The 22,449-nt window shown below is 66.0% G+C and carries 22 protein-coding genes; 10 read left to right on the forward strand and 12 right to left on the reverse strand.

Annotation, left to right across the window (positions count from 1 at the left end; translation table 11 throughout):
- Window positions 1-155: 155 nt before the first annotated feature.
- The gene (locus tag INQ42_RS05795) at window positions 156-578 is read left to right on the forward strand and encodes an OsmC family protein (protein WP_193986994.1); all 423 of its coding nucleotides are present in this window, start codon (window positions 156-158) and stop codon (window positions 576-578) included.
- 86 nt (window positions 579-664) lie between these two features.
- Here INQ42_RS05795 and INQ42_RS05800 read toward each other — a convergent pair whose 3' ends face one another.
- Window positions 665-928 (reverse strand): PAAR domain-containing protein, encoded by a 264-nt coding sequence (locus INQ42_RS05800; RefSeq protein ID WP_228062636.1) that lies wholly within the window; start codon window positions 926-928, stop codon window positions 665-667.
- An 84-nt stretch (window positions 929-1,012) separates the two neighbouring features.
- On the opposite strand from INQ42_RS05800, the gene INQ42_RS05805 reads away from it, so the two are divergent.
- The 3 genes from INQ42_RS05805 to INQ42_RS05815 are packed head-to-tail and all read left to right on the forward strand — an operon-like array spanning window position 1,013 to window position 4,278.
- Window positions 1,013-2,287 carry an efflux RND transporter periplasmic adaptor subunit gene (locus INQ42_RS05805; protein ID WP_228064456.1) on the forward strand — a complete coding sequence of 425 codons (1,275 nt, stop codon included), beginning with the start codon at window positions 1,013-1,015 and terminating at the stop codon, window positions 2,285-2,287.
- 4 nt (window positions 2,288-2,291) lie between these two features.
- Window positions 2,292-3,494, forward strand: a complete 1,203-nt coding sequence (locus tag INQ42_RS05810) for an ABC transporter permease (RefSeq protein ID WP_194035539.1) — start codon at window positions 2,292-2,294, stop codon at window positions 3,492-3,494.
- A complete protein-coding gene (locus tag INQ42_RS05815; RefSeq protein ID WP_194035540.1) occupies window positions 3,487-4,278 on the forward strand; it encodes an ABC transporter ATP-binding protein in 792 nt (263 codons plus the stop codon). Before INQ42_RS05810 ends, INQ42_RS05815 begins: the two co-directional genes overlap by 8 nt.
- On the opposite strand, the gene INQ42_RS05820 is transcribed toward INQ42_RS05815, so the two are convergent.
- On the reverse strand, window positions 4,268-5,242 hold the full coding sequence (locus tag INQ42_RS05820) for a sensor domain-containing diguanylate cyclase (RefSeq protein ID WP_248285390.1): 975 nt from the start codon (window positions 5,240-5,242) through the stop codon (window positions 4,268-4,270). The genes INQ42_RS05815 and INQ42_RS05820 overlap by 11 nt on opposite strands.
- A 269-nt stretch (window positions 5,243-5,511) precedes the next feature.
- Here INQ42_RS05820 and INQ42_RS05825 point away from each other — a divergent pair, with 269 nt between their 5' ends.
- Both INQ42_RS05825 and INQ42_RS12895 read left to right on the forward strand, forming a co-directional pair.
- On the forward strand, window positions 5,512-5,775 hold the full coding sequence (locus tag INQ42_RS05825; protein ID WP_194035542.1) for a DksA/TraR family C4-type zinc finger protein: 264 nt from the start codon (window positions 5,512-5,514) through the stop codon (window positions 5,773-5,775).
- A 301-nt stretch (window positions 5,776-6,076) separates the two neighbouring features.
- Window positions 6,077-6,337, forward strand: a complete 261-nt coding sequence (locus tag INQ42_RS12895) for a hypothetical protein (RefSeq protein WP_194037414.1) — start codon at window positions 6,077-6,079, stop codon at window positions 6,335-6,337.
- 19 nt (window positions 6,338-6,356) lie between these two features.
- Here the strand turns inward: INQ42_RS12895 and INQ42_RS05835 are convergent, their stop codons facing one another.
- The 4 genes from INQ42_RS05835 to INQ42_RS05850 all read right to left on the reverse strand — a co-directional run bounded on the left by INQ42_RS05835 (window position 6,357) and on the right by INQ42_RS05850 (window position 12,137).
- Window positions 6,357-8,825 carry a Tex family protein gene (locus tag INQ42_RS05835; protein ID WP_194035544.1) on the reverse strand — a complete coding sequence of 823 codons (2,469 nt, stop codon included), beginning with the start codon at window positions 8,823-8,825 and terminating at the stop codon, window positions 6,357-6,359.
- A gap of 120 nt (window positions 8,826-8,945) precedes the next feature.
- Entirely contained in the window at window positions 8,946-9,755 is an 810-nt protein-coding gene (locus INQ42_RS05840; protein WP_194035545.1) for a ferredoxin--NADP reductase, read from the reverse strand.
- An 89-nt stretch (window positions 9,756-9,844) separates the two neighbouring features.
- Window positions 9,845-10,267: a universal stress protein gene (locus INQ42_RS05845; protein WP_194035546.1), complete on the reverse strand. Its 423-nt coding sequence runs from the start codon at window positions 10,265-10,267 to the stop codon at window positions 9,845-9,847.
- Window positions 10,268-10,349: 82 nt separating this feature from the next.
- A complete protein-coding gene (locus tag INQ42_RS05850; RefSeq protein WP_343224913.1) occupies window positions 10,350-12,137 on the reverse strand; it encodes an ABC1 kinase family protein in 1,788 nt (595 codons plus the stop codon).
- A gap of 79 nt (window positions 12,138-12,216) precedes the next feature.
- Between INQ42_RS05850 and INQ42_RS05855 the strand changes: the two genes are divergently transcribed.
- Entirely contained in the window at window positions 12,217-12,771 is a 555-nt protein-coding gene (locus INQ42_RS05855; protein WP_194035548.1) for a DUF488 domain-containing protein, read from the forward strand.
- Window positions 12,772-12,781: 10 nt separating this feature from the next.
- Here INQ42_RS05855 and INQ42_RS05860 read toward each other — a convergent pair whose 3' ends face one another.
- Window positions 12,782-14,665: an ABC transporter ATP-binding protein gene (locus INQ42_RS05860; protein WP_194035549.1), complete on the reverse strand. Its 1,884-nt coding sequence runs from the start codon at window positions 14,663-14,665 to the stop codon at window positions 12,782-12,784.
- 273 nt (window positions 14,666-14,938) lie between these two features.
- Between INQ42_RS05860 and INQ42_RS05865 the strand changes: the two genes are divergently transcribed.
- Both INQ42_RS05865 and INQ42_RS05870 read left to right on the forward strand, forming a co-directional pair.
- Window positions 14,939-15,223, forward strand: coding sequence for a heavy-metal-associated domain-containing protein (locus tag INQ42_RS05865; RefSeq protein ID WP_052497485.1), 285 nt, complete (start codon window positions 14,939-14,941; stop codon window positions 15,221-15,223).
- 128 nt (window positions 15,224-15,351) lie between these two features.
- Window positions 15,352-16,911 carry a fumarate hydratase gene (locus INQ42_RS05870; RefSeq protein WP_194035550.1) on the forward strand — a complete coding sequence of 520 codons (1,560 nt, stop codon included), beginning with the start codon at window positions 15,352-15,354 and terminating at the stop codon, window positions 16,909-16,911.
- Window positions 16,912-16,930: 19 nt separating this feature from the next.
- Here INQ42_RS05870 and INQ42_RS05875 read toward each other — a convergent pair whose 3' ends face one another.
- The 4 genes from INQ42_RS05875 to INQ42_RS05890 form a co-directional block, all read right to left on the reverse strand.
- On the reverse strand, window positions 16,931-18,118 hold the full coding sequence (locus tag INQ42_RS05875; RefSeq protein WP_194035551.1) for a phospholipase A: 1,188 nt from the start codon (window positions 18,116-18,118) through the stop codon (window positions 16,931-16,933).
- A gap of 22 nt (window positions 18,119-18,140) precedes the next feature.
- Window positions 18,141-19,508: a mechanosensitive ion channel family protein gene (locus tag INQ42_RS05880; RefSeq protein ID WP_194035552.1), complete on the reverse strand. Its 1,368-nt coding sequence runs from the start codon at window positions 19,506-19,508 to the stop codon at window positions 18,141-18,143.
- 22 nt (window positions 19,509-19,530) lie between these two features.
- Window positions 19,531-20,796 carry a phospholipase D-like domain-containing protein gene (locus INQ42_RS05885; RefSeq protein WP_194035553.1) on the reverse strand — a complete coding sequence of 422 codons (1,266 nt, stop codon included), beginning with the start codon at window positions 20,794-20,796 and terminating at the stop codon, window positions 19,531-19,533.
- Between the two features lie 105 nt (window positions 20,797-20,901).
- Complete coding sequence (locus tag INQ42_RS05890; RefSeq protein ID WP_194035554.1) at window positions 20,902-21,387, reverse strand: DUF456 domain-containing protein; 486 nt, start codon at window positions 21,385-21,387, stop codon at window positions 20,902-20,904.
- A gap of 200 nt (window positions 21,388-21,587) precedes the next feature.
- Here INQ42_RS05890 and INQ42_RS05895 point away from each other — a divergent pair, with 200 nt between their 5' ends.
- Entirely contained in the window at window positions 21,588-21,797 is a 210-nt protein-coding gene (locus INQ42_RS05895; RefSeq protein ID WP_043957790.1) for a cold-shock protein, read from the forward strand.
- Between the two features lie 93 nt (window positions 21,798-21,890).
- Here the strand turns inward: INQ42_RS05895 and INQ42_RS05900 are convergent, their stop codons facing one another.
- A complete protein-coding gene (locus INQ42_RS05900) occupies window positions 21,891-22,376 on the reverse strand; it encodes a glycine zipper 2TM domain-containing protein (protein WP_228064457.1) in 486 nt (161 codons plus the stop codon).
- Window positions 22,377-22,449: the final 73 nt, after the last annotated feature.

Here is a 22,449-nt window from a genome sequence, read left to right on the forward strand (position 1 = left end):
CGGCCGGCGCAAGACACGCGCGCTCTGCGACGGTCAACCTTCGAAGGTCGGCGCGCAGAGCACACAGGCTCATCGCATCCGAAACGGCATAGTGGGGGTTCGCCGGTTACGGCTGTTGCCCGTATCGGCACCCCACCCGTCATCAGGAGAACCCCATGAAGAAGACCGCATCGGCTGTCTGGACCGGCGAAGTCAAGACCGGCAAGGGCAGCATTTCGACCGAGACCGGCGTGCTGCGCGACGCGCCCTATGGCTTCAAGGCACGCTTTGAAGACGGCCCGGGCACCAATCCGGAAGAACTGATCGGTGCTGCCCACGCCGGCTGCTTCTCCATGGCGCTTTCGATGATGCTGGGCAAGGAAAACCTGACCCCGGACAAGATCGAGACCACGGCCTCGGTCACGCTGGATCCGGACGCGCTGGAAATCACCACCATCCATCTCGACGTCAAGGCCAAGGTGCCTGGCGCCGATGACGCGACGTTCCAGCGCATCGCGACGGCGGCAAAGGAAGGCTGCCCGGTATCCAAGGTGCTCAAGGGCGCCAGCATCACCATGGATGCGAAACTCGACGCGTAGCCGGAACGGCCGCCGCGCACCCGCCGCGGCGGCATCCTGGCGCAAACAATACGTCTCCGCGCCTGAGTCGCTACGACGCCGGGCTGCTACAGGGACACGCGCATCTGCCGGGCTGCCAGCACCTTGCATCCACACGCCAGCGCGCTTCCGTGGACCGCAACCGGCTGGCCATCAATCGTGGTGGTCGCGTCTCCGTCGATGATCGGGAAACTGCCCTTGTGGGTCGGGCACGTCGCCTGATCGGTCACCCGGGACACGGGCTTGCCATCGATATCGGTAAACGGCGAGCCGGTGATGACCTTGCCGCCGCCGCTGGTGGGATCGCCGATCACAATCCACATCTTTGCCATGGTGTTCTCCTTGTCTCGCTGGACCGCACCAGTCTAGCGCGAGGAAGTACGCCCGCGCAGACGGCGACCGTATGATGAGCGGCGTTGCGCACAACTCCCTGTTCCCCGCTGAAGCCGCTGGAGGCCGAGCTGAAACTCACCCGCACACGCGCTGCATTGCTGGTGGTCCTCGCGGCCTTGCTGGTCGTTGCCGGCTGGCTGGTCGTGCTGAAGGTCCAGGGGCCGCCGGTGCCGGCGTACCGGCTGCAGGCGCAGCCGCTGGTGCAGACGGTCGTCGCCACTGGCCGGGTTGCGTCCGCGTCGCGCGCGCAGGTGGGCGCGCAGGTCGCCGGCGTCATCGCCCAGCGCTTGGTTCGCGAGGGCGATTTGGTCGCGGCCGGTGATGTGTTGGCCGTTCTACAGGCCGATGACTATCAGGCGCGGCTGGGCGAGGCGCAGGCCGCGTTGGCCGATCTGCGGGAATCCGGCAAGCCGCAGGCCGATGCGTCATTGCGCCGCGCCCGATCCGCTTTCACCCAGGCCAGTCGCGAGGCGGTCCGCCGGCGTGAATTGTTCGCCCGGCAGCTGGTGTCGCGCGAAATGATGGAGCAATCCGTGCAGGCCGAAGCCGTCGCCCGCGCGGCGCTAGAGCAGGCGGAACTCAGCGCAAGATCGCTGTCGCCCGGCAACCCCGGCGAGACCGAAGCCCGCCAGCGGGTGGCGGCAGCCAAGGCCTTGCTGGAGAAGACCCGCGTGCGTGCCCAGGTCGGCGGCACCGTGTTGACCCGCGATGCCGAGCCCGGTGATGTGGTCCAGCCCGGGCAGGTCCTGTTCGAGATCGCCCGCGAGGGCGAGACCGAATTGCTGGTGCCGGTCGACGAGAAAAACCTGTCGGTGCTCGCCCTGGAACAAACCGCCGTCTGCGTGGCCGACGCGTATCCCGAGCGCCCGTTCCCTGCGACGGTCGCGTTCATCGCGCCGGCGGTGGACCCGCAACGCGGCAGTGTGGATATCCGGCTGCGACTCGATCCGGTGCCTGAATTCCTGCGCCAGGACATGACGGTTTCAGTCAACGTGGAAACCGGGCGGCGCGAACGCGCCCTGGTAGTCCCCAACGACGCCCTGGAGCGCGACGCGCGCGGCAACCCGCAGGTGTGGAAGATGGTTGGCGGCCGCATCGAGCGCGCTCCGGTGACCTTGGGACTGCGTGGAATCACCGTCACCGAGGTCACCGGTGGCCTGGTTGAGGGCGATGTGGTCCTGAGTGCACCAGGCGCAACGCTGGCCGACGGCGACCGGGTCCGACCGCAACTCGGGGAGATCCCGTCGGAGCGCGCGGACACAGCGACCGATCGCGAAATTCCGGTCAAGTTCGACTGACGCCGTGTGGACCGAATGGACCATCGCCACCCGCTTCCTGCGTGAGGGGCGTGCCCAGAGCACCCTCATCCTGGTGGGCATCGGCGTTGGCGTCGCGGTGATCGTGTTCATCACCGCGTTGATCACCGGCCTGCAGCACAACATCGTCGACCGCACCCTCGGAACCCAGTCCCACATCAGGCTATCCCCGCCGGACGAGGTCAACCGGATCGTCCCGCTGGACGGCCCGGCGACGCGCATGCTGCTGGAGACCAGGCGCGCGCAGCGGCTTCGCTCGATCAACAACTGGCAGCAACTGCGCGACGTGCTGGATGACTTCCCGCAGGTCACGGCGGTATCGCCGATCATTTCCGGACCGGCGTTCGCGCGCCGCGGCGAAGCCCTGCAGTCGGTCGCGCTGGTGGGCATCGACCCGCGCCGCTACCAGCAGATCCTGCCGGTCAGCGAGGACATCGTTGCCGGCGCGTTCCGCATCGGCGCCGGCGAGGCGGTCATCGGCAAGCAGCTGTCCATCGACCTTGGCGTCAGCGTTGGCGACAAGCTGCGCCTGGAAACGGGGCAGGGCGGCGATAGCGTGGTCAACGTGGCCGGGATCTTCGAATTGGGCGTGCGCGAGCTGGATGCGCGTTACGTGTACCTCGACATGAGCCAGGCGCAGTCGCTGCTTGACCTGCCCGGCGCGGCGACCGTGATCGACCTGACGGTCAACGACATCTTCAAAGCCGACACCATTGCCACCCACATCCGCCGGCTCACCGGGCAGAAAGTCGAGAGCTGGATGGAGACCAACGCGCAGTTGCTCAACGCGCTGCGCAGCCAGAGCATGTCGACCACCATGATCAGCGTGTTCGTCGCCCTGAGCGTCGCCCTGGGCATCGCCAGCGTGCTGTCGGTGAGCGTGGTCCAGCGCACGCGCGAGATCGGCATCCTGCGGGCGATCGGCATTACCCGGGCGCAGATGCTGCGCGTGTTCCTGATCCAGGGCGCGCTGTTCGGGCTGCTGGGCTCGCTGCTGGGTGGCATCAGCGGAGTCGGGCTGGTGGTGGCGTTCAACAACTTCGGCCCGCGCCTGTTCTATATCCCGGTCAACCCATGGCTGCTCGTGGCGGCCACTGCGCTGGCGACGCTTACCGGAGTCATAGCCGCTGCCATTCCGGCACGCCGGGCGGCGCGTCTGGACCCGGTCGTGGCGATTCGCCATGTCTGAGCCCGGGCAGAACACGTTGCGGGCGGCCGCGAACGCTCACGACCACCAGCAGGAAGTGCTGCGCCTGGAGCACGTTCGCAAGAGCTACAACGTCGGCCTGCCCACCGAGGTGGAGGTGCTGCACGGTCTGGACCTGCGCCTGCAGCGCAGCGATTTCGCCGCTCTGGTCGGCGCATCGGGGTCGGGAAAAAGCACGCTGCTCAACCTGATCGGGCTGCTGGACACGCCAACGGACGGGGAGATCTGGCTGCTCGGTGAAGCCACGACGGCAATGGACGACGTTCGCCGCACCGCGGTTCGTGGCCACTCGATCGGCTTCGTGTTCCAGTTCCACCACCTGATCCAGGCGTTTACCGCGCTGGAGAACGTGCTGATGCCGCTGATGGTCGCCGGGGGCAAGCCGACCGCGGAGCAGCGGGCGATGGCTGCAGGCCTGCTGCAGGACGTGGGCTTGAAGGGGTTCGACGACCGCAGGCCCGACCAGCTCTCCGGCGGTCAGCAGCAACGGGTCGCCGTGGCGCGGGCGTTGGTCACGCGCCCGGCCCTGCTGTTGGCCGACGAGCCGACCGGGAACCTGGACAGCAGGACCGCGGAAGACGTCTTCGCCCTGTTCCGCAAGTTCAACAGTGAGTTCGGCTGCGCCGTCCTGCTGGTGACCCACGATCCCCGACTTTCCGCGCAATGTGACCGCACCGTTACGCTGACCGATGGACGGATCACCGGGGACACGGCGAACCCCGGGGCGGATGACAAAACGTCGCCGCCGGTTGGGCTCAGGCCATGACCACGTTCCGACCACGGTCTTTTGCGCGGTAGAGCGCGTTGTCGGCGTGTTCCAACCAGATGTCCAGCCAGGTATCGGGCTGGGTGGGCTGCGCTGGCGCCACAGCCAGCCCTATGCTGACGGTGGGAATCACTCCGGGGTAATCGGCAAGGCGGATCTGCTCGACTTCGCGACGCAGGCGTTCGGCAATCGCGAGTGCTTCGACCTGGGTGGTTTCAGGCAGCAATACGGCAAATTCGTCTCCGCCGCGCCGGCCGACGTGGTCGTGCGGCCGCATCACCCGCCGCATCCTTTCCGCCAGCTCGCGCAGCGTCGCATCGCCTGCTCCGTGTCCGTGTTGATCATTGATCTGCTTGAAACGGTCCACGTCGATCAACAGGATGCAGTCCTGCCGGTCGGGCCGAGAGTTGGCCAGCAGCTGCTGTGCCTGCTCCTCCCACGGTCCCCGCCGCGAAAGGCCGGTGAGGGTGTCGATGCGGCGGATTCGATCCAGTTCGCGGTTCTGTTTGGTGACTTTGCGGATCAGCTGATAGCGGCCGACGCTGACCGCGATCATGTGGATCAGCAGCATCGGCAGGCACGCCAACAGCACCGGCATCGATGTCAATGGACGGAATCCCGTGCCGAGCAGCACGGCGCTCGCCACGCCGCCAAGGACCAGTACCGGCAAGGAATGCAGCCATAATCGCCGGAAGCCGGTGCTGAGCTTGTCCACCGTCGTGAGCGTGATGAGCAGAGTGCTGGGCAACACATTGAAATGCATCATCGGCACCATGGCACCCGCAATCGCCGAGTCGATCAGCAGGTTGTGTTTCTCTGCGCGCGTCGGATCGGCGGACCGGCTTGAGCGCCAATAGGCGAGATGGGGCCAGAGCAGGCATCCTGCGACCATGAACGCCCACGCGAACCACGGCGCATGGAGCTCGTACAGCACTGCCGACACCGACAGCCCGCCCAGCGCCATGCCCACCACCCGATAGGGATAGATGAGGCGACTCACCCATAGTGGGTTTCGCGCTTCGCGACGATTCATTCGGCGTCGTCCCCTGGGCGCAAGTAAGCGTCAGTGCCCCGATCGCGCAGATATCCTGCGCCCAACGTCTGTCTTCGCATCAAAACGGCCCCCCGTCTGCCCGCTGAATCATACACCCGGCCCGACGCGCCGCTAACGCTGTGTTGCGGTGCCCGGCGCTATTCTGGTTGTAGCAGGAAACGGTGGAACGGAGGAAAGACATGGCAACCGGATGGGCAGGCGACGGCGCAGTCCAGGACCAGATTGACGCGACGGTCGAGGACGCGGTGAAGCGCGCACGCAGCCGTTTGGCCACGGGACCCGGATTGCTGCATTGCGAGGAGTGCGATGAGGCGATTCCGGAGGCGCGGCGCGAAGCGGTACCCGGCGTCCGGCTCTGCGTGGTCTGCCAGCAGGCCGAGGATAACCAGCGCGCTGAAAGCGGTTACAACCGCCGCGGCAGCAAGGACAGCCAGTTACGCTGATGGTGCGGAAAATTCCTGAAGGATGCGCAGGTCTGATCCGAGCGGTTAAGCTGCGGCCCTTAACACCGAGGAGCGATGTGTAAATGATCAGCGACGCGGCTCCCGGAAGCCGCAGATCCACAGGTCCCGGGCGGGGCAGTTCGTGTTGATGGAACCCGAGCCCAGCACGCTCATTGTCAATGGATCGAGCTTTCAGATCGAATTTCGACGCGACGGTAACCGTCTGCGCGCGTCAGTCACTGGAGTGACCGGCAGTCTGGAGGTGTCCAGGGAATATTGGGCCCTTATTGCCAGGGAAGCCATGAGCGCGGGCGTGCCGATGTTGCTGGTCATTGACAGTACCGTCGGCGGCTCCCTGACCCTTGACGAGCTGGAGCAATTCATCCACCACTTGAGCGGGCTGGGCCTGGAGAAGGTTCGTACGGCCTACGTCGGTGTTGACACGGCACGCTCGTGGCAGAACGAAACCACCGAGATCCTCGCCCGCGAGCGGGGGTTCGTTGCACGTGTGTTCGAGATCGAGTCGGAAGCCTCGCTGTGGCTGCGTCACGGCGAGCTTTGAGCGGCCGGCAGATCCAGTCTCAGTTCTTTTCCCTGGCCCGCGCAAATGCTGCGGCCAAGGCGTTGTTTGCAGGCGGGGCCATCGGCCGGGCAGGCACCTTTGCAGGTGCAGGTGCGGGTGCGGGCCGGCGCTTGTCCGTGCCTCCACGTGGGCGCGGCGGCTCCCTCCGGCCCCGGTCGCCACCGGCACCCGGAGCTGATCTCTCGGCGCCAGCGGGTTTCGCCGGCGGCGGCGTCTCCTCCAGGCGGCAGGTCAGGGCGATGCGCTTGCGCGGTATGTCGACCTCCAGCACCTTCACCTTGATCACGTCCCCGGCCTTTACCACCTCGCGCGGATCCTTGACGTAGCGGTCGGCGAGCATCGAGATGTGGACCAGTCCGTCCTGGTGCACGCCGATGTCGACGAACGCGCCGAACGCCGCCACGTTGCTGACCACGCCCTCCAGGACCATGCCCGGCTTGAGGTCCTTCAACTCCTGGACATCCTCGGCGAAGCGCGCGGCCTTGAACTCGGGACGCGGGTCGCGACCGGGCTTTTCCAGCTCCTTGAGGATGTCGCGCACGGTCGGCAGGCCGAAGCGCTCGTCGGTGTAGGAGCTCGCATCCACGCTGCGCAGAAACGCGCTGTCGCCGATCAGCTGCTTCACCGCGCGGCCGCTGTGCTGGACGATGCGCTCCACCACCGGGTACGCCTCGGGATGCACCGAGGAGGCGTCCAGCGGCTGGTCGCCATCGGCCACGCGCAGGAAGCCCGCGCACTGCTCGAAGGTCTTGTCGCCCAGGCGCGGCACCTTGAGCAGTGATTTGCGATTGTTGAACGCGCCGTTCTCGTCGCGGTACACGACGATGTTCTCGGCCACGGTCGAACTCAGGCCCGAGACCCGGGCGAGCAGGGCGGCGGAGGCGGTGTTGACGTCCACGCCCACCGCGTTGACGCAGTCCTCGACGCGAGCATCCAGCGCGCGGGCAAGCCGGTAGGCGTCCACGTCGTGCTGGTACTGGCCGACGCCGATCGCCTTGGGTTCGATCTTGACCAGCTCCGCCAGCGGGTCCTGCAGGCGGCGTGCAATCGACACCGCGCCGCGGATCGAGACGTCCAGATCCGGAAATTCCTTCGCCGCCAGCTCGGAGGCCGAGTACACCGATGCGCCGGCCTCGCTGACGACGATTTTCTGCATCTTGAGTTCGGGCGCCATCCTGATCAGGTCGCCGGCCAGTTTGTCGGTCTCGCGCGATGCGGTGCCGTTGCCGATCGCGATCAGTTGCACGCCGTGTTTCACACACATCGCGCGTAGCAGGTGCAGCGAGCCGTCCCACTGGTTGCGCGGCTGGTGCGGGAAGATGGTGTCGGTGGCGACCAGCTTGCCGGTCGCGTCCACCACGGCGACCTTGACACCGGTTCGCAGGCCGGGGTCCAGCCCCAGCACCGCTTTGGGCCCCGCGGGAGCGGCCAGCAGCAGGTCCTTGAGGTTGTCGCCGAAGATGGCGATGGCTTCCGCCTCCGCCTTCTCGCGCGCCTGGCCGAACAGGTCGAGCAGCAGGTGCAGGTGCAGCTTGGCCTTCCAGGTCAGCCGGCACGCATTGAGCAGCCAGGCGTCGGCGGGCCGCTCGCGGTTGGCGACGCCGGCGTGGTGCGCGACCCGTGCCTCGGCCTGCGCATGGCCGGCGTCCGCGTCCTTGCCCGGGTCCAGGTCGAGCTGGATGAACTCCTCGCGACGCGCGCGCAGCAGCGCGAGCAGCCGGTGCGACGGGATCCGCGACAGCGGCTCGGAATGGTCGAAATAATCGCGGTACTTGGCGCCCTCGGCCTCCTTGCCCTCGATGACGCGTGCGCGGATCACGCCCACCTCGCTCAGCCACTCCCGAAGCTCGCCCACGAGAGCCGCGTCCTCGCCCCAGCGCTCCATCAGGATCGCCCGGGCGCCCTCCAGCGCGGCCTTGACGTCGTCCACGCCTTTTTCGGCATCGACGAAGGCGGCGGCTGCGGTTTCCGGGATCTGCGACGGATCCGCCAGCAGGCCGTCGGCAAGCGGCTCCAGGCCCGCCTCGCGGGCGATCTGGGCGCGCGTGCGACGCTTGCGCTTGTAGGGCAGGTAGAGGTCCTCCAGACGGGATTTGCTGTCGGCCGCCTCGATGTCGGCGCGCAGCTCGTCGGTGAGCTTGCCCTGTTCCTCGATGCTGGCCAGCACGGTCGCGCGGCGCTCTTCCAGCTCGCGCAGGTAGATCAGGCGCGTCTCCAGGTTGCGCAGCTGGGTGTCGTCCAGGCCTTCGGTAACCTCCTTGCGGTAGCGCGCGATGAACGGCACCGTCGCGCCTTCGTCCAGCAGACCGATCGCCGCCAGCACCTGCGCCGGGCGGGCACCGATTTCACCGGCGATCGTGCCCGCGATCTGCGTGGCTACGCGGGCAGCGTGGCGGCTGTCGGTCGCCGCGCTTGCGGCGGCGGTGTCGGACAGCGTGTCGGTCGTCGTATCAGTGGCTTGAGGCATTGGGTGTGACCTTGCGGAAAACGGGACCCCGAAGCGCGGGGAGCCCGATTGTGGCCGCGCCCGGGAATGCGGGGAAGCCGTTGACAGGAAGCGCGGGGCCGGGCTGGTCGCGTACGTCGCTTATTTCTCGACGAACGCGCGCTCGAAGACATAGTCGCCGGGCACGCCGATCCGCGGTGCGGCAGTGAACCCGCGACCGTCCAGGAGCGTGCGGAAGTCGGCAAGCATCTGCGGACTGCCACAGACCATCGCGCGGTCATGCGCGGGGTCGAGCGGCTCAAGACCCAGGTGCTCCATCATCTGGCCGCTGGCCATCAGGTCGGTCATCCGGCCCCGGTGATCGTGGCCGTCAAAAACAAACGGCTCGCGGGTGACGGCCGGGTAGTAGCGCAGCTTGGCGCTGATCTCCTCGCCCAGGAACTGATGGTTGGGCAGTTCCTTGAGGATGTAATCCCGGTACGCAAGGTCGGCCTCGCGGCGCACGCCGTGGGTCAGGATGATCCGCTCGAAACGTTCGTAGACTTCTGGATCCTTGATGATCGACAGCCAGGGCGCGAAGCCCGTGCCGGTCCCCAGCAGGTAGAGGTTACGGCCCGGATGCAGATCATGGATCAGCAGCGTGCCGGTGGGTTTGCGCCCGATCCGGATCGCATCGCCGGGCTGGATGTGCTGCAGGCGCGACGTCAGTGGACCGTTGGCCACCTTGATGGAGAAGAACTCGAGCTGCTCCTCCCAGTTCGCGCTGGCGATGGAATACGCCCGCATCAGCGGCTTGGTCGAGCCGTCGGGCTGCGGCACATCCAGGCCGATCATCACGAACTGCCCGTTCTCGAACCGGAAGCCGTCGTCGCGGGTGGTGGTGAAGCTGAAGTAGTCGTCCGTCCAGTGACGGACGTCCAGCACGGTTTCGGTGCCGAAGGCAGATGACATAGCGGAAAGTACTGCGTGGGAGACGTGGGAACGCGTATTTTAGCCGATCGCGCCGGGCGGACCCCGGCGCGGGCTGGCAGGTACATCCGTCAGCGGACGACGGTTACCGGTACGCCGGCCTGGGCAATCACCTTGGTCGCGGTTGAACCGAGCAGGAACCCCCGCAACGCGGTGCGTCCACGCGATCCCATGACCACCATGTCGACGGCATCGTTGGCGGCGATTTCAACGATCGCCTTGTCGGCATCCTCCACCACCGCACGCGCATCGAATTCCAATCCCGCATCAGTCAATACCGCGCGGGCGTCCTTGAGTGCGTAACGGCTGTTGTCGGCGTGGTAGTCAAGGGTCCCCTGGGTCCCCAGTGCGTCCTTCACACCCGCAAGCAAGGGCACATCGGCGTGCAGCAGGATGATCTGTGCCGGCGTGGACAGGCTCCTGGCGAGCTTGGCGACGAAGTTTGCGGCACGGGTGCTGTTTTCACTGCCGTCAACGGCAAGAAGGATCTTCATTCACATGGCTCCAGTAATCGTTATGCGGCAACTATGGACGTTATCGCCCGGGCGCGCTTGATTGAGGTCAAAGCTGCGCGGGTCAGCGTGGGCCGCGTTCTTCACGCGGCTTCGCGCGTCGATCGCCCAGCAACGCGCTGAGTACAATTGCCACGCCCAGCCCAGCGCCCAGTGCCAGCAGGATCATCGCAACGGCCGGGTAACCCAACAATTTCGGACCTTCGCCGGCACGCATCATGAACGCGGCGGCGAGAATCAGCGCGGCGGTGACCGCACCGGCGGCGATCCGGTTGGCGATCTTCTGCAGCGCCTCCAGCAACTGGGAGTTGTCCAGGCCTGTGATCCGCATCTGCAGGCGGTTGTCAGCAATCAGCGAAAGCGCGTCGCCGATCTTGCGAGGCGCCTCGCGCAGCAACTCGTGCAGCTCGATCATCTCCCCGGCCAGGTTCGACGGCGACAGGGTTTTGCGCAGCCGCTCGCGCATGACGTGCTGCAGGTGGTCCTCGACCAGGCTCTTGACGTCCATGTTGGGGTCCAGCGCCACGCAGACCGATTCCAGGCTGAGCAGCGTCTTGCCCAGCAGGCTCATCTCCGGCGGCGTCCGCAGTCCGCAGGCGGTCGCGATGCGGGCCAGGTCCAGCACCAGCCGACCCTCGGACATGTGGGTGCCGTGGCTGCGTGTGGAGTGGGCGGCGTAGCGGGATACGAGCTGGCTGACCTCGCGCAGGTAGGCCTCGCCGTCGAAGTCCTCCAGGCGCGTGCCCATGGCGATGCCTTCGGCGGCGACGTCCTCGCCGCGTCCGTCCACCGCCGCGAACAGCAGTTTCAGCAAGCGCTCCCGCTGCTTGGGCGGGACGTGCGCGACCATGCCCAGGTCGAACACCGCCAGGCGCCCGTCGTCGGTCACCAGCAGGTTGCCGGGGTGCGGATCGGCGTGGATCTCGCCGTGGATGAAGGTCTGGTCCAGGTAGCCACGCATGAGGGCCGTGGCCAGGTGGCCCATCGGCTCCTCGGCGCGGCGCATGCCGCTGATCTCGGTGACCTTGGTGCCGACCACGAGTTCCATCGTCATCAGCCGGGTGCGGGTCAGGTCCCAGATCGGCTTGGGCACGGTCAGCTCCGGATATCCGGCGAAGTGCTCGCCGAAGCGTTCCAGATTCTCGGCCTCGGCCCGGTAGTCCAATTCGGCGAGCAGGGTCTTGCGGAACTCATGCACCCAATCGGCGAAGTGGATGCGCCGGCCCAGGTCGGTCGCCTGATCCACCCGTCCGGCGATGGACGCCAGGGCGTCGAGATCGGCACGGATCTGCTCGACCGCGTGCGGGCGTTGCACCTTGACCGCGACCGGGGTGCCGTCGCGCAGGGTGGCGCGGTGCACCTGGGCCAATGACGCGCAGCCCAGCGGCTGCTCATCGAAACTGGCGTAGGCCTTGGTCAGGCGGAAGCCAAGTGCGTCTTCGATCGCCTCACGCACGACCGGGAACGGCAGCGGGGAGACGTCGTCCTGCATCCGCTCCAGCGCCTCGACGTATTCCTGGGGGACCATGTCGGGACGCGTGGAGAGCGTCTGGCCGATCTTGACGAAGGTGGGGCCGAGTGCCTCCAGGTCATCGACGAACTGCTCCGCCGTGCCGTCAGCGGCCACCGCCTCGCCATTGTCGAGCGCGTCGCTCAGATCGAGCCCGCCAAACACCCCTGAATTGCGGTACTTGAGCAGGAAGCCGATGATCCGCGCGGTTCGAGCCAGACCGTGTTCTACGCCGGGCTCCTCCTTCCGGGCCACTGGCAACGACTCCGCATCTGGATCCCCTGCGCGGTGCGAATAGGTTTCCGCGGGCGGGGCGTCATTGCTGCGTGCTGTATCGGGCATGTTGGTCTCCATGGATGCGGCTACCGTATCGGGGGAGGCGTCAACGTGGCTTCACGCCGTGGCTGGCACGCTGAAACGCATGCTGAGTCACACAGGAACGCTTTGGACGATTGGCCACTCCACCCGCGAGTGGCCGGTTTTCGTGGGAATGCTGAACGACGCCGGGATTACCGCGCTTGTCGACGTCCGCCGTTTTCCTGGCTCACGCCGCAATCCGCAGTTCAGTGCCGAGGCGATGGCGCGCGAGATGCCCGCCACCGGCATTCGATTCGTTCCGATGACCGACCTGGGCGGGCGCCGCAAGGTCGACCCCAACACGCATAACACGGCCTGGCGCAACGACAGTTTCCGCGGCTACGCGGACTACATGGAGACACCGGGTTACGAGGCGGCACGTGACCGACTCGCCGATCTGGCGCTGCAGGAGCGCGTCGCGATCATGTGCGCCGAGGCGGTGTGGTGGCAGTGCCACCGCGGCCTCATCTCGGATGATTTCAAGGCGCAGGGCTGGGAGGTCATCCACCTGATGGCGCCGGGGCGCAGCGACGAGCATCCCTATACCTCGGCGGCCCGGATTGTCGACGGCAAGCTGGACTACTCCGCCCCCGAACCGCCGCAGGCGTCACTGTTCTGAGACGCGTCGCTCAGCGATATCCCGCGGCCTGAAGTTCGAACAGTTCCGCATAGCGGCCGCCGGCGGCAAGCAGCTCCTCGTGGGTGCCGCTTGCCTCCAGCCCGCCGTCGGCCAGCACCAGGATCCGGTCGGCCATGCGAACGCTGGAAAACCGGTGCGAGATCAGCACGGCGGTCTTTTCCGCGGACAATTCCTTGAATCGCTGGAAGACCTCGAACTCGGCCCGCGCGTCCAGCGCCGCAGTCGGCTCGTCGAGGATCATCACCTGCGCATCGCGCATGTAGGCGCGGGCGATCGCGATCTTCTGCCACTCGCCGCCGGACAGGTCCACGCCGGTCTTGAAACGGCGCCCGATCAGCTGCTCGTAGCGGTCAGGCAGGCGCTCGATCATGTCTTCCGCCATTGCGCGTCGCGCGGACTCGCGGATGCGGCCGTGATCGTCCATCGCGTTGATCTGGCCGACGCCGATGTTCTCGCCCACGGTGAGGTGGTAGCGCACGAAGTCCTGGAAGATCACGCCGACGTTGGCGCGGAGCTCGTCGAGGTCGTATTCGCGCAGGTCGCGCCCGTCCAGCAGGATGCGGCCTTCGACCGGGTCGTAGAGACGTGCGAGCAGCTTCACCAGCGTGGTCTTGCCCGCACCGTTCTCGCCGACCAGGGCAAGCACCTCGCCAGCGCGCAGCTCGAAGTCCAGACCCCGCAGTGCCCACTTGTTGGCGTCCGGATAGCGGAAGCCAACGTTCTCGAACACGAAGCCGCTGCGTATCGGCTGCGGGAACGCAACGGGGTCAGTGGGAGAGATAATCCGGGGCTGGGTGGCGAAAAACGAGAACAGGTCGTCCAGGTACAGCGCCTGCCCGGCAACCTGGGAGAAGCCGACCAGCAGGCCCTCCAGCAGCTGGCGCAGACGGCGAAAGCTGCCGGCCAGGAAGGTCAGGTCGCCGATGCTGAAGTCCCCGCGCACGGTGCGCCAGGCGATGTAGGCGTAGGCCGCGTAGTACCCCAGCGTCCCCAGCGCCGCCAGCGCTGAACCCCACAGCGCGCGTCGACGGGCAAGCGCGCGGTTGACGAGGTAGAACTTGTCAGCCAGCTCGGTGTAGCGGGCCACCAGGAAGCGGTGGAGGTTGAAGATCTTGACCTCTTTGGCCGTCTCCACGCTCGCGCCCATCTGGCGCACGTACTCCAGCTGCCGGCGCTCGGGCGTCCAGGCGAAGTTGATCGAGTAGCCCAGCGCGTTGAAATGCGCCTCGCCCAGGAAGGCCGGAATGAGGGCCACCGCGAGCAGGGCGATCAGCCACGGCGCGTACACCAGCAGGCCGATCGCGAAGCTGACCACCGTGATCGCGTCCTGCAACTGGCCGAACAGCTGGCTGAGCAGGTTTTGCCGCCCCATCGTCTGGCGCCGCGCGCGATCGAGCTTGTCCTGCAGGTCGGGATCCTCGAAGTCCTGCAGGTCCAGGGTCGCGGCATGTTCCATCAGGCGCACGCTGGTCGCGTTGGTGAAAAGCTCCGAGAGCAGTCCGTCGCCGTAACTGGTCAGTCGTCCCAGCAGGTCCGAGGCGATCGCCAGCCCGAACTCCATCGCCAGCAATGTCGCCAGGTAATTCAGCTGGCCGCTCTGCCACGCCACCTGGAGGGTGTCGAAAACGTTGCCTATGGCGACCAGGCGGATCGCCTCGTCGATGATCAGCTTGCCGATGTAGAGCGTGGCGATCGGCACGAGCGCGCGCACCACGCGCAGGCCGAGGGTCACGAGTGTCAGCGACCGGCTGGTCGCCCAGATCATGCGCAGGAAAGGCGGGAGGTTTCGCAGTGCGTCGAAGCGCTCGCGCAGCGAGGGCTTGGCGCTGGGGCGGCGGAGCGGGCCGTGGGCGGCCGTCTTCGTCTCAGCCATGCCGGTCTACCCGTCGCCAATGCGCGCGGCTCGGTCCGCCGAGCCCCTCACGGCTGGTCAGGGCTCGGGTATGAGGAAAGCTGGAATCCAAAGGTCGTCCATCCTGCGGGCGAAGGCACGCGATTGCACCTGCTTGTCAGGGCGCAATTCTGCCAATCCCGGTCTCTCCGGCGCGTGAATCAAGGACCACCGCTGGAGCAACCCCTTCGTAGGCCGCCGAGGATTTTCCCGCTCGCCTGATCAGGGTCAAGGCGCAGGCGATCATTTGAACCCATGCTGCATCCACTCGATATCCACGCTCATCAGGAGTTGAAGTCCATGTTGCTCGAAGTTGAAAAGATCACCTGCGACAAGTGCGGTGACGCCATCCAGAAAGCCATCCTCGCGCAGGACCCCACCGCGCAGGTCACCGTCAACGTCGCCGACCAGCAGGTTCGCGTCGAAGGTTTAATCACCCAGCAGCAGGCCATCGATGCGCTGGTCGCAGCGGGCTACCCTGCCAGCAACGCGGCACCGCACAGTGGCGAAGGCAGCGACTGCTGCGGTGGCTGCTCCTGATTGACAGGGGAGGGCTGGCGGCGGGAGAGGCCGCCAGCCATCGGGGCAAGTGCCGCCAGGGCGGCGCGCGCCCGTTGGAGCCCGGGCCGTTAGAATGACAACCCCTCCGCCAGCCTGAAGTCCGCGCCGTGAGCAATGCCGCCAACCCGTCTGCCGTCCACCAGCCCGTCTCGATCCGGCAGGAGCACTTCATCCAGTCCGTTGCCGACGCGTTGCAGTACATCTCGTACTACCACCCGGTGGACTACATCAAGAGCCTCGCGGCGGCCTACGAGCGTGAGGAAAGTGCCGCGGCCAAGGATGCGATCGCGCAGATCCTGATCAACTCGCGCATGTGCGCCGAAGGCCACCGGCCGATCTGCCAGGACACGGGCATTGTTACGGTGTTCCTGGAAATCGGCATGGACGTGCGCTGGGATGACGCCACCATGGGCGTCGAGGACATGGTCCACGAGGGCGTGCGCCGCGCCTACGCCCATCCCGACAACAAGCTCCGCGCCAGCGTGCTGGCCGATCCGGCTGGCAAGCGCATCAACACCCGGGACAACACGCCTGGCGTGGTCAACGTCAAGGTCGTTCCCGGCCATACGGTCGATGTGATCGTCGCAGCCAAGGGCGGCGGCTCGGAGGCCAAGGCCAAATTCGCCATGCTCAACCCCTCCGACTCCGTGGTCGACTGGGTGATGAAGACCGTGCCGACGATGGGTGCAGGCTGGTGCCCGCCGGGCATGCTGGGGATCGGCATCGGCGGTACCGCGGAGAAGGCGATGCTGCTGGCGAAGGAATCGCTGATGGAGCCGATCGACATCACCGAGCTGAAAGCGCGCGGCGCGTCCAACCGCGCCGAAGAGCTGCGGATCGAGCTGTTCGACAAGGTCAACGGCCTGGGCATCGGCGCCCAGGGCCTCGGCGGCCTGACCACGGTGCTGGACGTCAAGGTCAAGGATTTCCCGACGCACGCGGCCAACCTGCCCGTGGCGCTGATTCCCAACTGCGCCGCCACCCGCCACGCCCACTTCACCCTGGACGGCAGCGGTCCGGTGATGCTGGACCCGCCGTCACTGGAAGACTGGCCGCAGCTCACCTATGACGCATCCAAGGGCCGCCGCGTGGATCTCGATACGGTCACCGCCGAGGATGTTGCCAGCTGGCAACCCGGTGAGACGATCCTGCTCAACGGCAAGTTGCTGACCGGCCGCGACGCGGCGCACAAGCGCATTGTCGGCATGCTCGATGCCGGCGAGCCGCTGCCGGTCGACTTCAAGGGTCGCTTCATTTACTACGTCGGTCCGGTCGATCCGGTCCGCGACGAAGTCGTGGGACCGGCCGGTCCGACCACCGCGACGCGCATGGACAAGTTCACCGAGCAGGTGCTCAGCCAGACCGGCCTGCTGGGCATGGTCGGCAAGGCCGAGCGGGGCAGCGAGGCCATCGAATCTATCCGCCGCCACAAGTCCGTGTACCTCATGGCCGTGGGCGGCGCCGCGTATCTGGTCTCGAAGGCGATCAAGGCCGCGCGCGTGGTCGCGTTCGAGGATCTTGGGATGGAAGCGATCTACGAGTTCACCGTGCAGGACATGCCGGTGACCGTTGCAGTGGATTCAACCGGCGAGTCGGTGCACGTCACCGGTCCGCGCGAGTGGCAGGCACGGATCGGCACGATCCCACTGCAGTTGGCAGAAGCCTGACCGCGGACCAGGGTCGGCCTCAGAACCACTCCAGCAGCGAGATCCCCAGGCCGACCTGGGTGGAGCGGTGGTTGTAGTCGATCAGGCTCTCGCCATAGCCATCGAACACCTGCACGTGGCCGCGCAGCGTGCGGGTCAGCGGGAAACCCCAGTCGAACTGCAACGCCCCGCGCGAATCGCTGCCGGTACGAAGGGAATGCCGCGCCATCAAGGCGAACTCGTGCCCGTCGCGCACATGCACCAGCGTTGCATCGGCCCGGCCCATGTAGTTCTCGATGTCGGGGTTGTCGTCGTCGCTGCCGTCCGACAGCCGCCACCATGGCCGCACCATCAGCGCCCAGTCCTCGCGATCCATGCCGATGTTGACCATCACCCGGTTCCAACTGCGCGAAAGCGGATCGGCACGCCCGTTGGACTGGTGGTTGACACCAACACCCAGCATCCGCCCGCGCCAGCCGCCGGGCAGCCCGTAGTTGTTGCGGAAGACCAGCATGACCTCCGGCTCGTAGTTGGATTCGCGAAACGGGCGCGAATCGTCGCCCTGGTAGACCTGCCAGTGGGAGGTCTGCGTGTAGCCCATCCAGAGGTCGCCGTTGTTGCCGATCAGGTTCTCAAGTGCCTTGGTCTTGAAGCTGACCTGGAACTTGGCTTCAACGCTTTTCAGCGAAACCGGCTGCGCGGGAATGTTGGCATCGGAGCTGGTGGGATGCTTGTTGGGGCTGCTGTTCCAGACGGCCGGCAGCAGGTACACCGGCTTGTAGGCGCGCAGGTTGAAAATGCCCAGCTTGGAATCGCGCGCCAACTCCCAGCGACTGTCCAGCAATCCTCCCTTGCCTGCGTTGGCAATGCGCTCAACCAGTGCGTCGTCACCGGTATCGGTGCTGAAAAGGTTGCCGGCCACCAGACGCGCCCTTGCCGCGGCGGGGGTGGCCGCGCCGTCCTGGACATCCTGCGCCGCCCGCGCGGCCCGCTTCTCGCGTGCGGAATCCGCATCGCTGTCAGCGCGAGCGGTGTCGGTCGCGCGGCGCGCAAACACGTTGTCGTAGCAGGCCAGCCTTTCCACATCCAGGCCCAGCGCGGCGCAGGCTTCCGGGGTCGCGGGGAGTTCTGGCGACATCAGGTCCTGGGCGGAGGCCGGAGCCACGACGGCGAGCGACGCCAGGATAAAGAAAGGCAGCAAAGCAGGGCGGATGGCGGCGGATGGCATCACAATTTTGTGCTCATGGAGTTCAGGATTCCGGTGACATCAGGTCTTCGGGAGAGTGTGCGCGTTGCTCGTCGGCGAGCTGCTGGTCGATGTCGCGGTTGATGGAGGTGTCCTGGGGCGCGCTATCCGGGCTTTCGTCCAGGGCCACCGCTTCGGCTGCAGTGGGCTCGGCGGCTGAGGCGGAGGCGTCCGGGCCGGGCATCGAGACGACGTGCTGGACGGAGCGCGGCATCTGGATACCGGCAAGGAAGAAGCCGTTGCGCACCGCGCGGATCGCCGCGCTGCGAACACCCCCGAGGTCGTTCTGGCGCTGGTCGATCCAGCCAAAAAACTGGATGCGGATCTCGTTGCCATCATAGCTGTTGATGATCGAGGACGGTCGCGGATCGAGCAGCACGCCGTCTATGCCGGCAATGCGTTGCAGGCCCACCTCCTGCGCGGTGCCCATCGACGACGCGCCATCCACCGGAATCACGAAGTCAAAGCGCCGCCGTGGATTGCTGGTGAAGTTGAGCACCACCGACTTGAACACCAGCGAGTTGGGCAGGCTGAGTCGGTTTCCGTCCAGTGTCATCAGGATAGTCGCGCGCGAGGTAAGGGCGACGACCTTGCCTTCGTAGGACTCGATGCGCAGGGTGTCGCCGGGTGAGAATGGGCGCCGCAGGCCCAACAGGACGCCGGCAACGTAATTCTCGGCAATGTCCTTGAATGCAAAGCCGAGCACCAGCCCGACGACTCCCGCCGAGCCGAGCACCGCACCGAGCAGCGAAGTCGCACCCAGCAGGTTCAGTGCGGCCAGCACACCGATGATCAACACCAGCCATTGAACGAGGTTGCGCGCCAGCCCGTTGATATAGGGGTTGCTGGTGTGCAGTTTGTGTTGACCGATGCGTCGGCCAAGCCAGCGCCCCAGCCACCAAGACCCCAGCACCATTGCCACCGCAACGATCAGCAGGGGCAGGGCCGACAACAGGCGGAAGACCTTGTCCATCGCGATAGCGGTCGCGGCGTCGAAGCGGTCGATCAGGTGCGTGGTGAGCGTCACCTGGTTCTCCACCGCGCTGATGCCGGGGTGTTGACTGGCAATCTGCTCGGCGAGTGTGCGGTCCTCCACCTCCAACACGCTGCCCTCGAGGCGGGCAACGCCGCCGGTGACTGTCACGTTGACGTCCTGCATGCCGTCGGCTTTCTGCAGTCTGCGGGCAACCTGCAGGGTCAGCGCGTCGTCGTCAGGCACTTCTGTCGCATCGACCTCGTCCGAAGTGACCGTGGCGGCGACCCCAGCAGCTCCGCCGCCGGGCAGCGTGTCCTGCGCGGCAACGCCGAAAACAAGGAGCACCATCAATGCGCCGGCGAGCAGAATGGAGACGAGGCGCAACGACCTGGACATCAACAAACTCCGGAGGGCTCGATCACAACTGGGACTTGAAGGGCAGGGTAAAGCGCTCTGCCATTTTCTCCCGCCATGGCCGGTTGACCCACATCTCGTGGGTGTAGCGCTTGGCGGACTGCAGGTCATGCTCGAACACTGCCGTCATCGCCTGCGCAAAGTCGGCGTCGTAGATGTTCAGGCTCGCCTCGTCATTGAGCCGGAAGGAGCGGATATCGAAGTTGGTGGAGCCGACCGACGTCATCTCGCCGTCCACCACCAGCAGCTTGGTGTGCATCATGGTCGGCTGGTACTCGTGGATCTCCACGCCGTTGCGCAGCAGCGCGCCCCAGGTCGAACGCGACGACACCCGCACCGAGGCGGAGTCGATATGCGGCCCGGGCAGTAGCACGCGGATGCGGACGCCGCGCTCGCGCGCGGCCAGGAGCGCTGCGATGATCAGCTCGTCTGGCACGAAGTAAGCCGCCGCCAGGTCGATGGACTGCTGCGCGGCGGCGATGGACATGAGGTACATCAGGTGCATGCTCTCGCTGCCGCCGGCCGGCGAGGCGATGATCATGTGCGCGTCCATGTCGCCCACGGGCTCCAGCAGCGGAAAATAGGTCGGGCCGCTTAGCACCACGCCGGTTGTCTTGATCCAGTTGTCGTTGAAGGCCGCCTGGACCTGGGCGACGGCGGGTCCTTCGATGCGGAAGTGCATGTCGCGCCAGTGATCGGGATCCTCGGCTTTGCCTTCCCACTGGTCGGCGATGCCCACGCCACCGGTGAACCCGACGCGGCCGTCGATCACCAGCAGTTTGCGGTGGGTGCGATTGTTCATCCGGGTGAGGCTGTACCAGTGCAGCGGGCGGTAGCGCTGCACCTCAACCCCGGCATCCTCCATCGACTTGAGCAGTGCCTCATCCATCTTCAGGCTGCCCACCCAGTCGATGGTCACGTGCACAGGCAGGCCCGCGCGTGCCCGCTCGGACAGCGCATCGCTGAACTCGCGGCCGATTTCGCCAGACCAGTAGATGTAGGTCTCAAAGGTGATCGAGGCTCGGGCGGAACGGATTGCCTCCAGCATCGCCGGGAAGATCTGGCGACCGTTGTTGAGTGCCTCCACCTTGTTGCCAGTCAGAATGCCCGGCCCGAGCATGACCGCCATCTCCCGCTCGTACTGTTCGTCACTGATCGCGTAGTGATGATCGATACGGCGCTCGATATGCTTTTCAGAGGTGGTGAAGTTGAGCCCGATCACGACCACGACGGCAGTGACAAGCACGGTCAGCACGATGACCCACGTCATATGTTTACGGCTCCAGGACAGCATGGGATTCCCCTTTTCCGCGGTCACTTTGAACAGGCGCTGCGTCGCGCAACGTGAAGATCGTGCGCGGAACGCGTGGGACCCTCAGAAAAACCACGCGGCGGCAAAGATGCCGAGCATGGCGAAGACCACCCCGATCTTCATCACCGTCCCCACCAGCATCCCGAGCCATGTGCCGAAGCCGACACGGGCTGCCCGCCCGAGGTGGCGGTCATGCATCAGCTGTCCGGCCAGCGCACCCAGGAACGGCCCCGCCAGCAATCCGATGAGACCGAAGAAAAGACCGGCAACCGTCCCCACGACCGCGCCTGCCAGGGCCATGCGACTCGCGCCCACGCGTTTCGCTCCCATCGCGGTGGCCAGCAGGTCGATGGCTATCGACAACACCGTCAGCACCCCAAGCAGCAGCAGGATCCATGGCCCGACCTGCTCGAAGCCGCTGGCCCAGGCGGCGAGAAACATTCCGGCAAAAATCAGCGGTATCCCCGGCAGTGCCGGCAGGATCGTGCCAGCCACGCCCAGCGCGACCAGCACCACGGCGATCAGGTAAAAAAGCGCTTGGAGGTCCAAATCGGCGATCCATGAGAAGGGATTGATTGCAATCTTGCGGTTCCCGGGGTAGTTTCGGGCCGCTGTTTGTCAGGGTCATTGTGAATCACGGCCCGATGATGTGGTTCCCGGATCGCTCATCGTTGCACCTTGTTTCTTCCTTGCAACCAGCCTGGCGCAGCCGCGCCGGTTCAATTCAGAATGTTCCAGGGAGCTACAAGATGTCCAACCGTGAAAACGGAACCGTAAAATGGTTCAACGATGCCAAGGGTTTTGGCTTCATCAGCCGTGAGAATGGCGAAGACGTGTTCGTCCACTTCCGTGCCATCGAGTCCGACGGCTTCAAGAGCCTTCAGGAAGGCCAAGCGGTGTCCTTCGTGGTCACGCAGGGCCAGAAGGGTCTGCAGGCCGACCAGGTCCGCCCGGAGTAAGGAACGGAACCGCGTCAACAAAAAACCCCGGCCAGTCCGGGGTTTTTTGTTGCCTGCGCGTTGGATGTCGCAGACGAATCAGATCAGGCTTGCTCAGCGAAGATGCGCCGCGCCGCCGTACACGCGAACGTAGGAACCTTCACGCATGCCGTTGACGTTCCGCTGGTCGACCGACACGGTCCGGCCGTTATCCATGCGGACGTGGACGCGGTAGGTGTCGCCTTGAACGTTGTTCTGGATTGCGTTGCCGGCCAGGGCGCCCGCAGCTGCACCCGCGACGGTCGCCGTATTGCGGCGGCCCGTGCTCTTGCTGCTGCCCAGCTCACGCCCGGCTACCGCGCCCACCACGCCACCCAGGACAGCGCCGGTGGCGTTGGGAACATTGGAGCCGGTGGAGCCCATGTGCTCGATGCGCACGATGGTGCCGCAATCCTGGCAGCTGGTTTGACTGCCGTACGCGGGCTGGCTGGCATAGCCGCCTCCCGAGCTGTAACCCGGGCCGGTGGCACAACCCGCCATCGCAAGCGCGGCGGCAGCAACGAGGGCGGTAGTGATGGAGCGCTGTTTGGTGATGTTCATGCGGTTCTCCGACCTTGGAATTGGGGTGGGCAACAAGCCACGCAGCCAACTTAGGACGCTACCGATGAACGCA

This window comes from Lysobacter avium (assembly GCF_015209745.1).
GTDB classification, from domain to species: domain Bacteria; phylum Pseudomonadota; class Gammaproteobacteria; order Xanthomonadales; family Xanthomonadaceae; genus Novilysobacter; species Novilysobacter avium.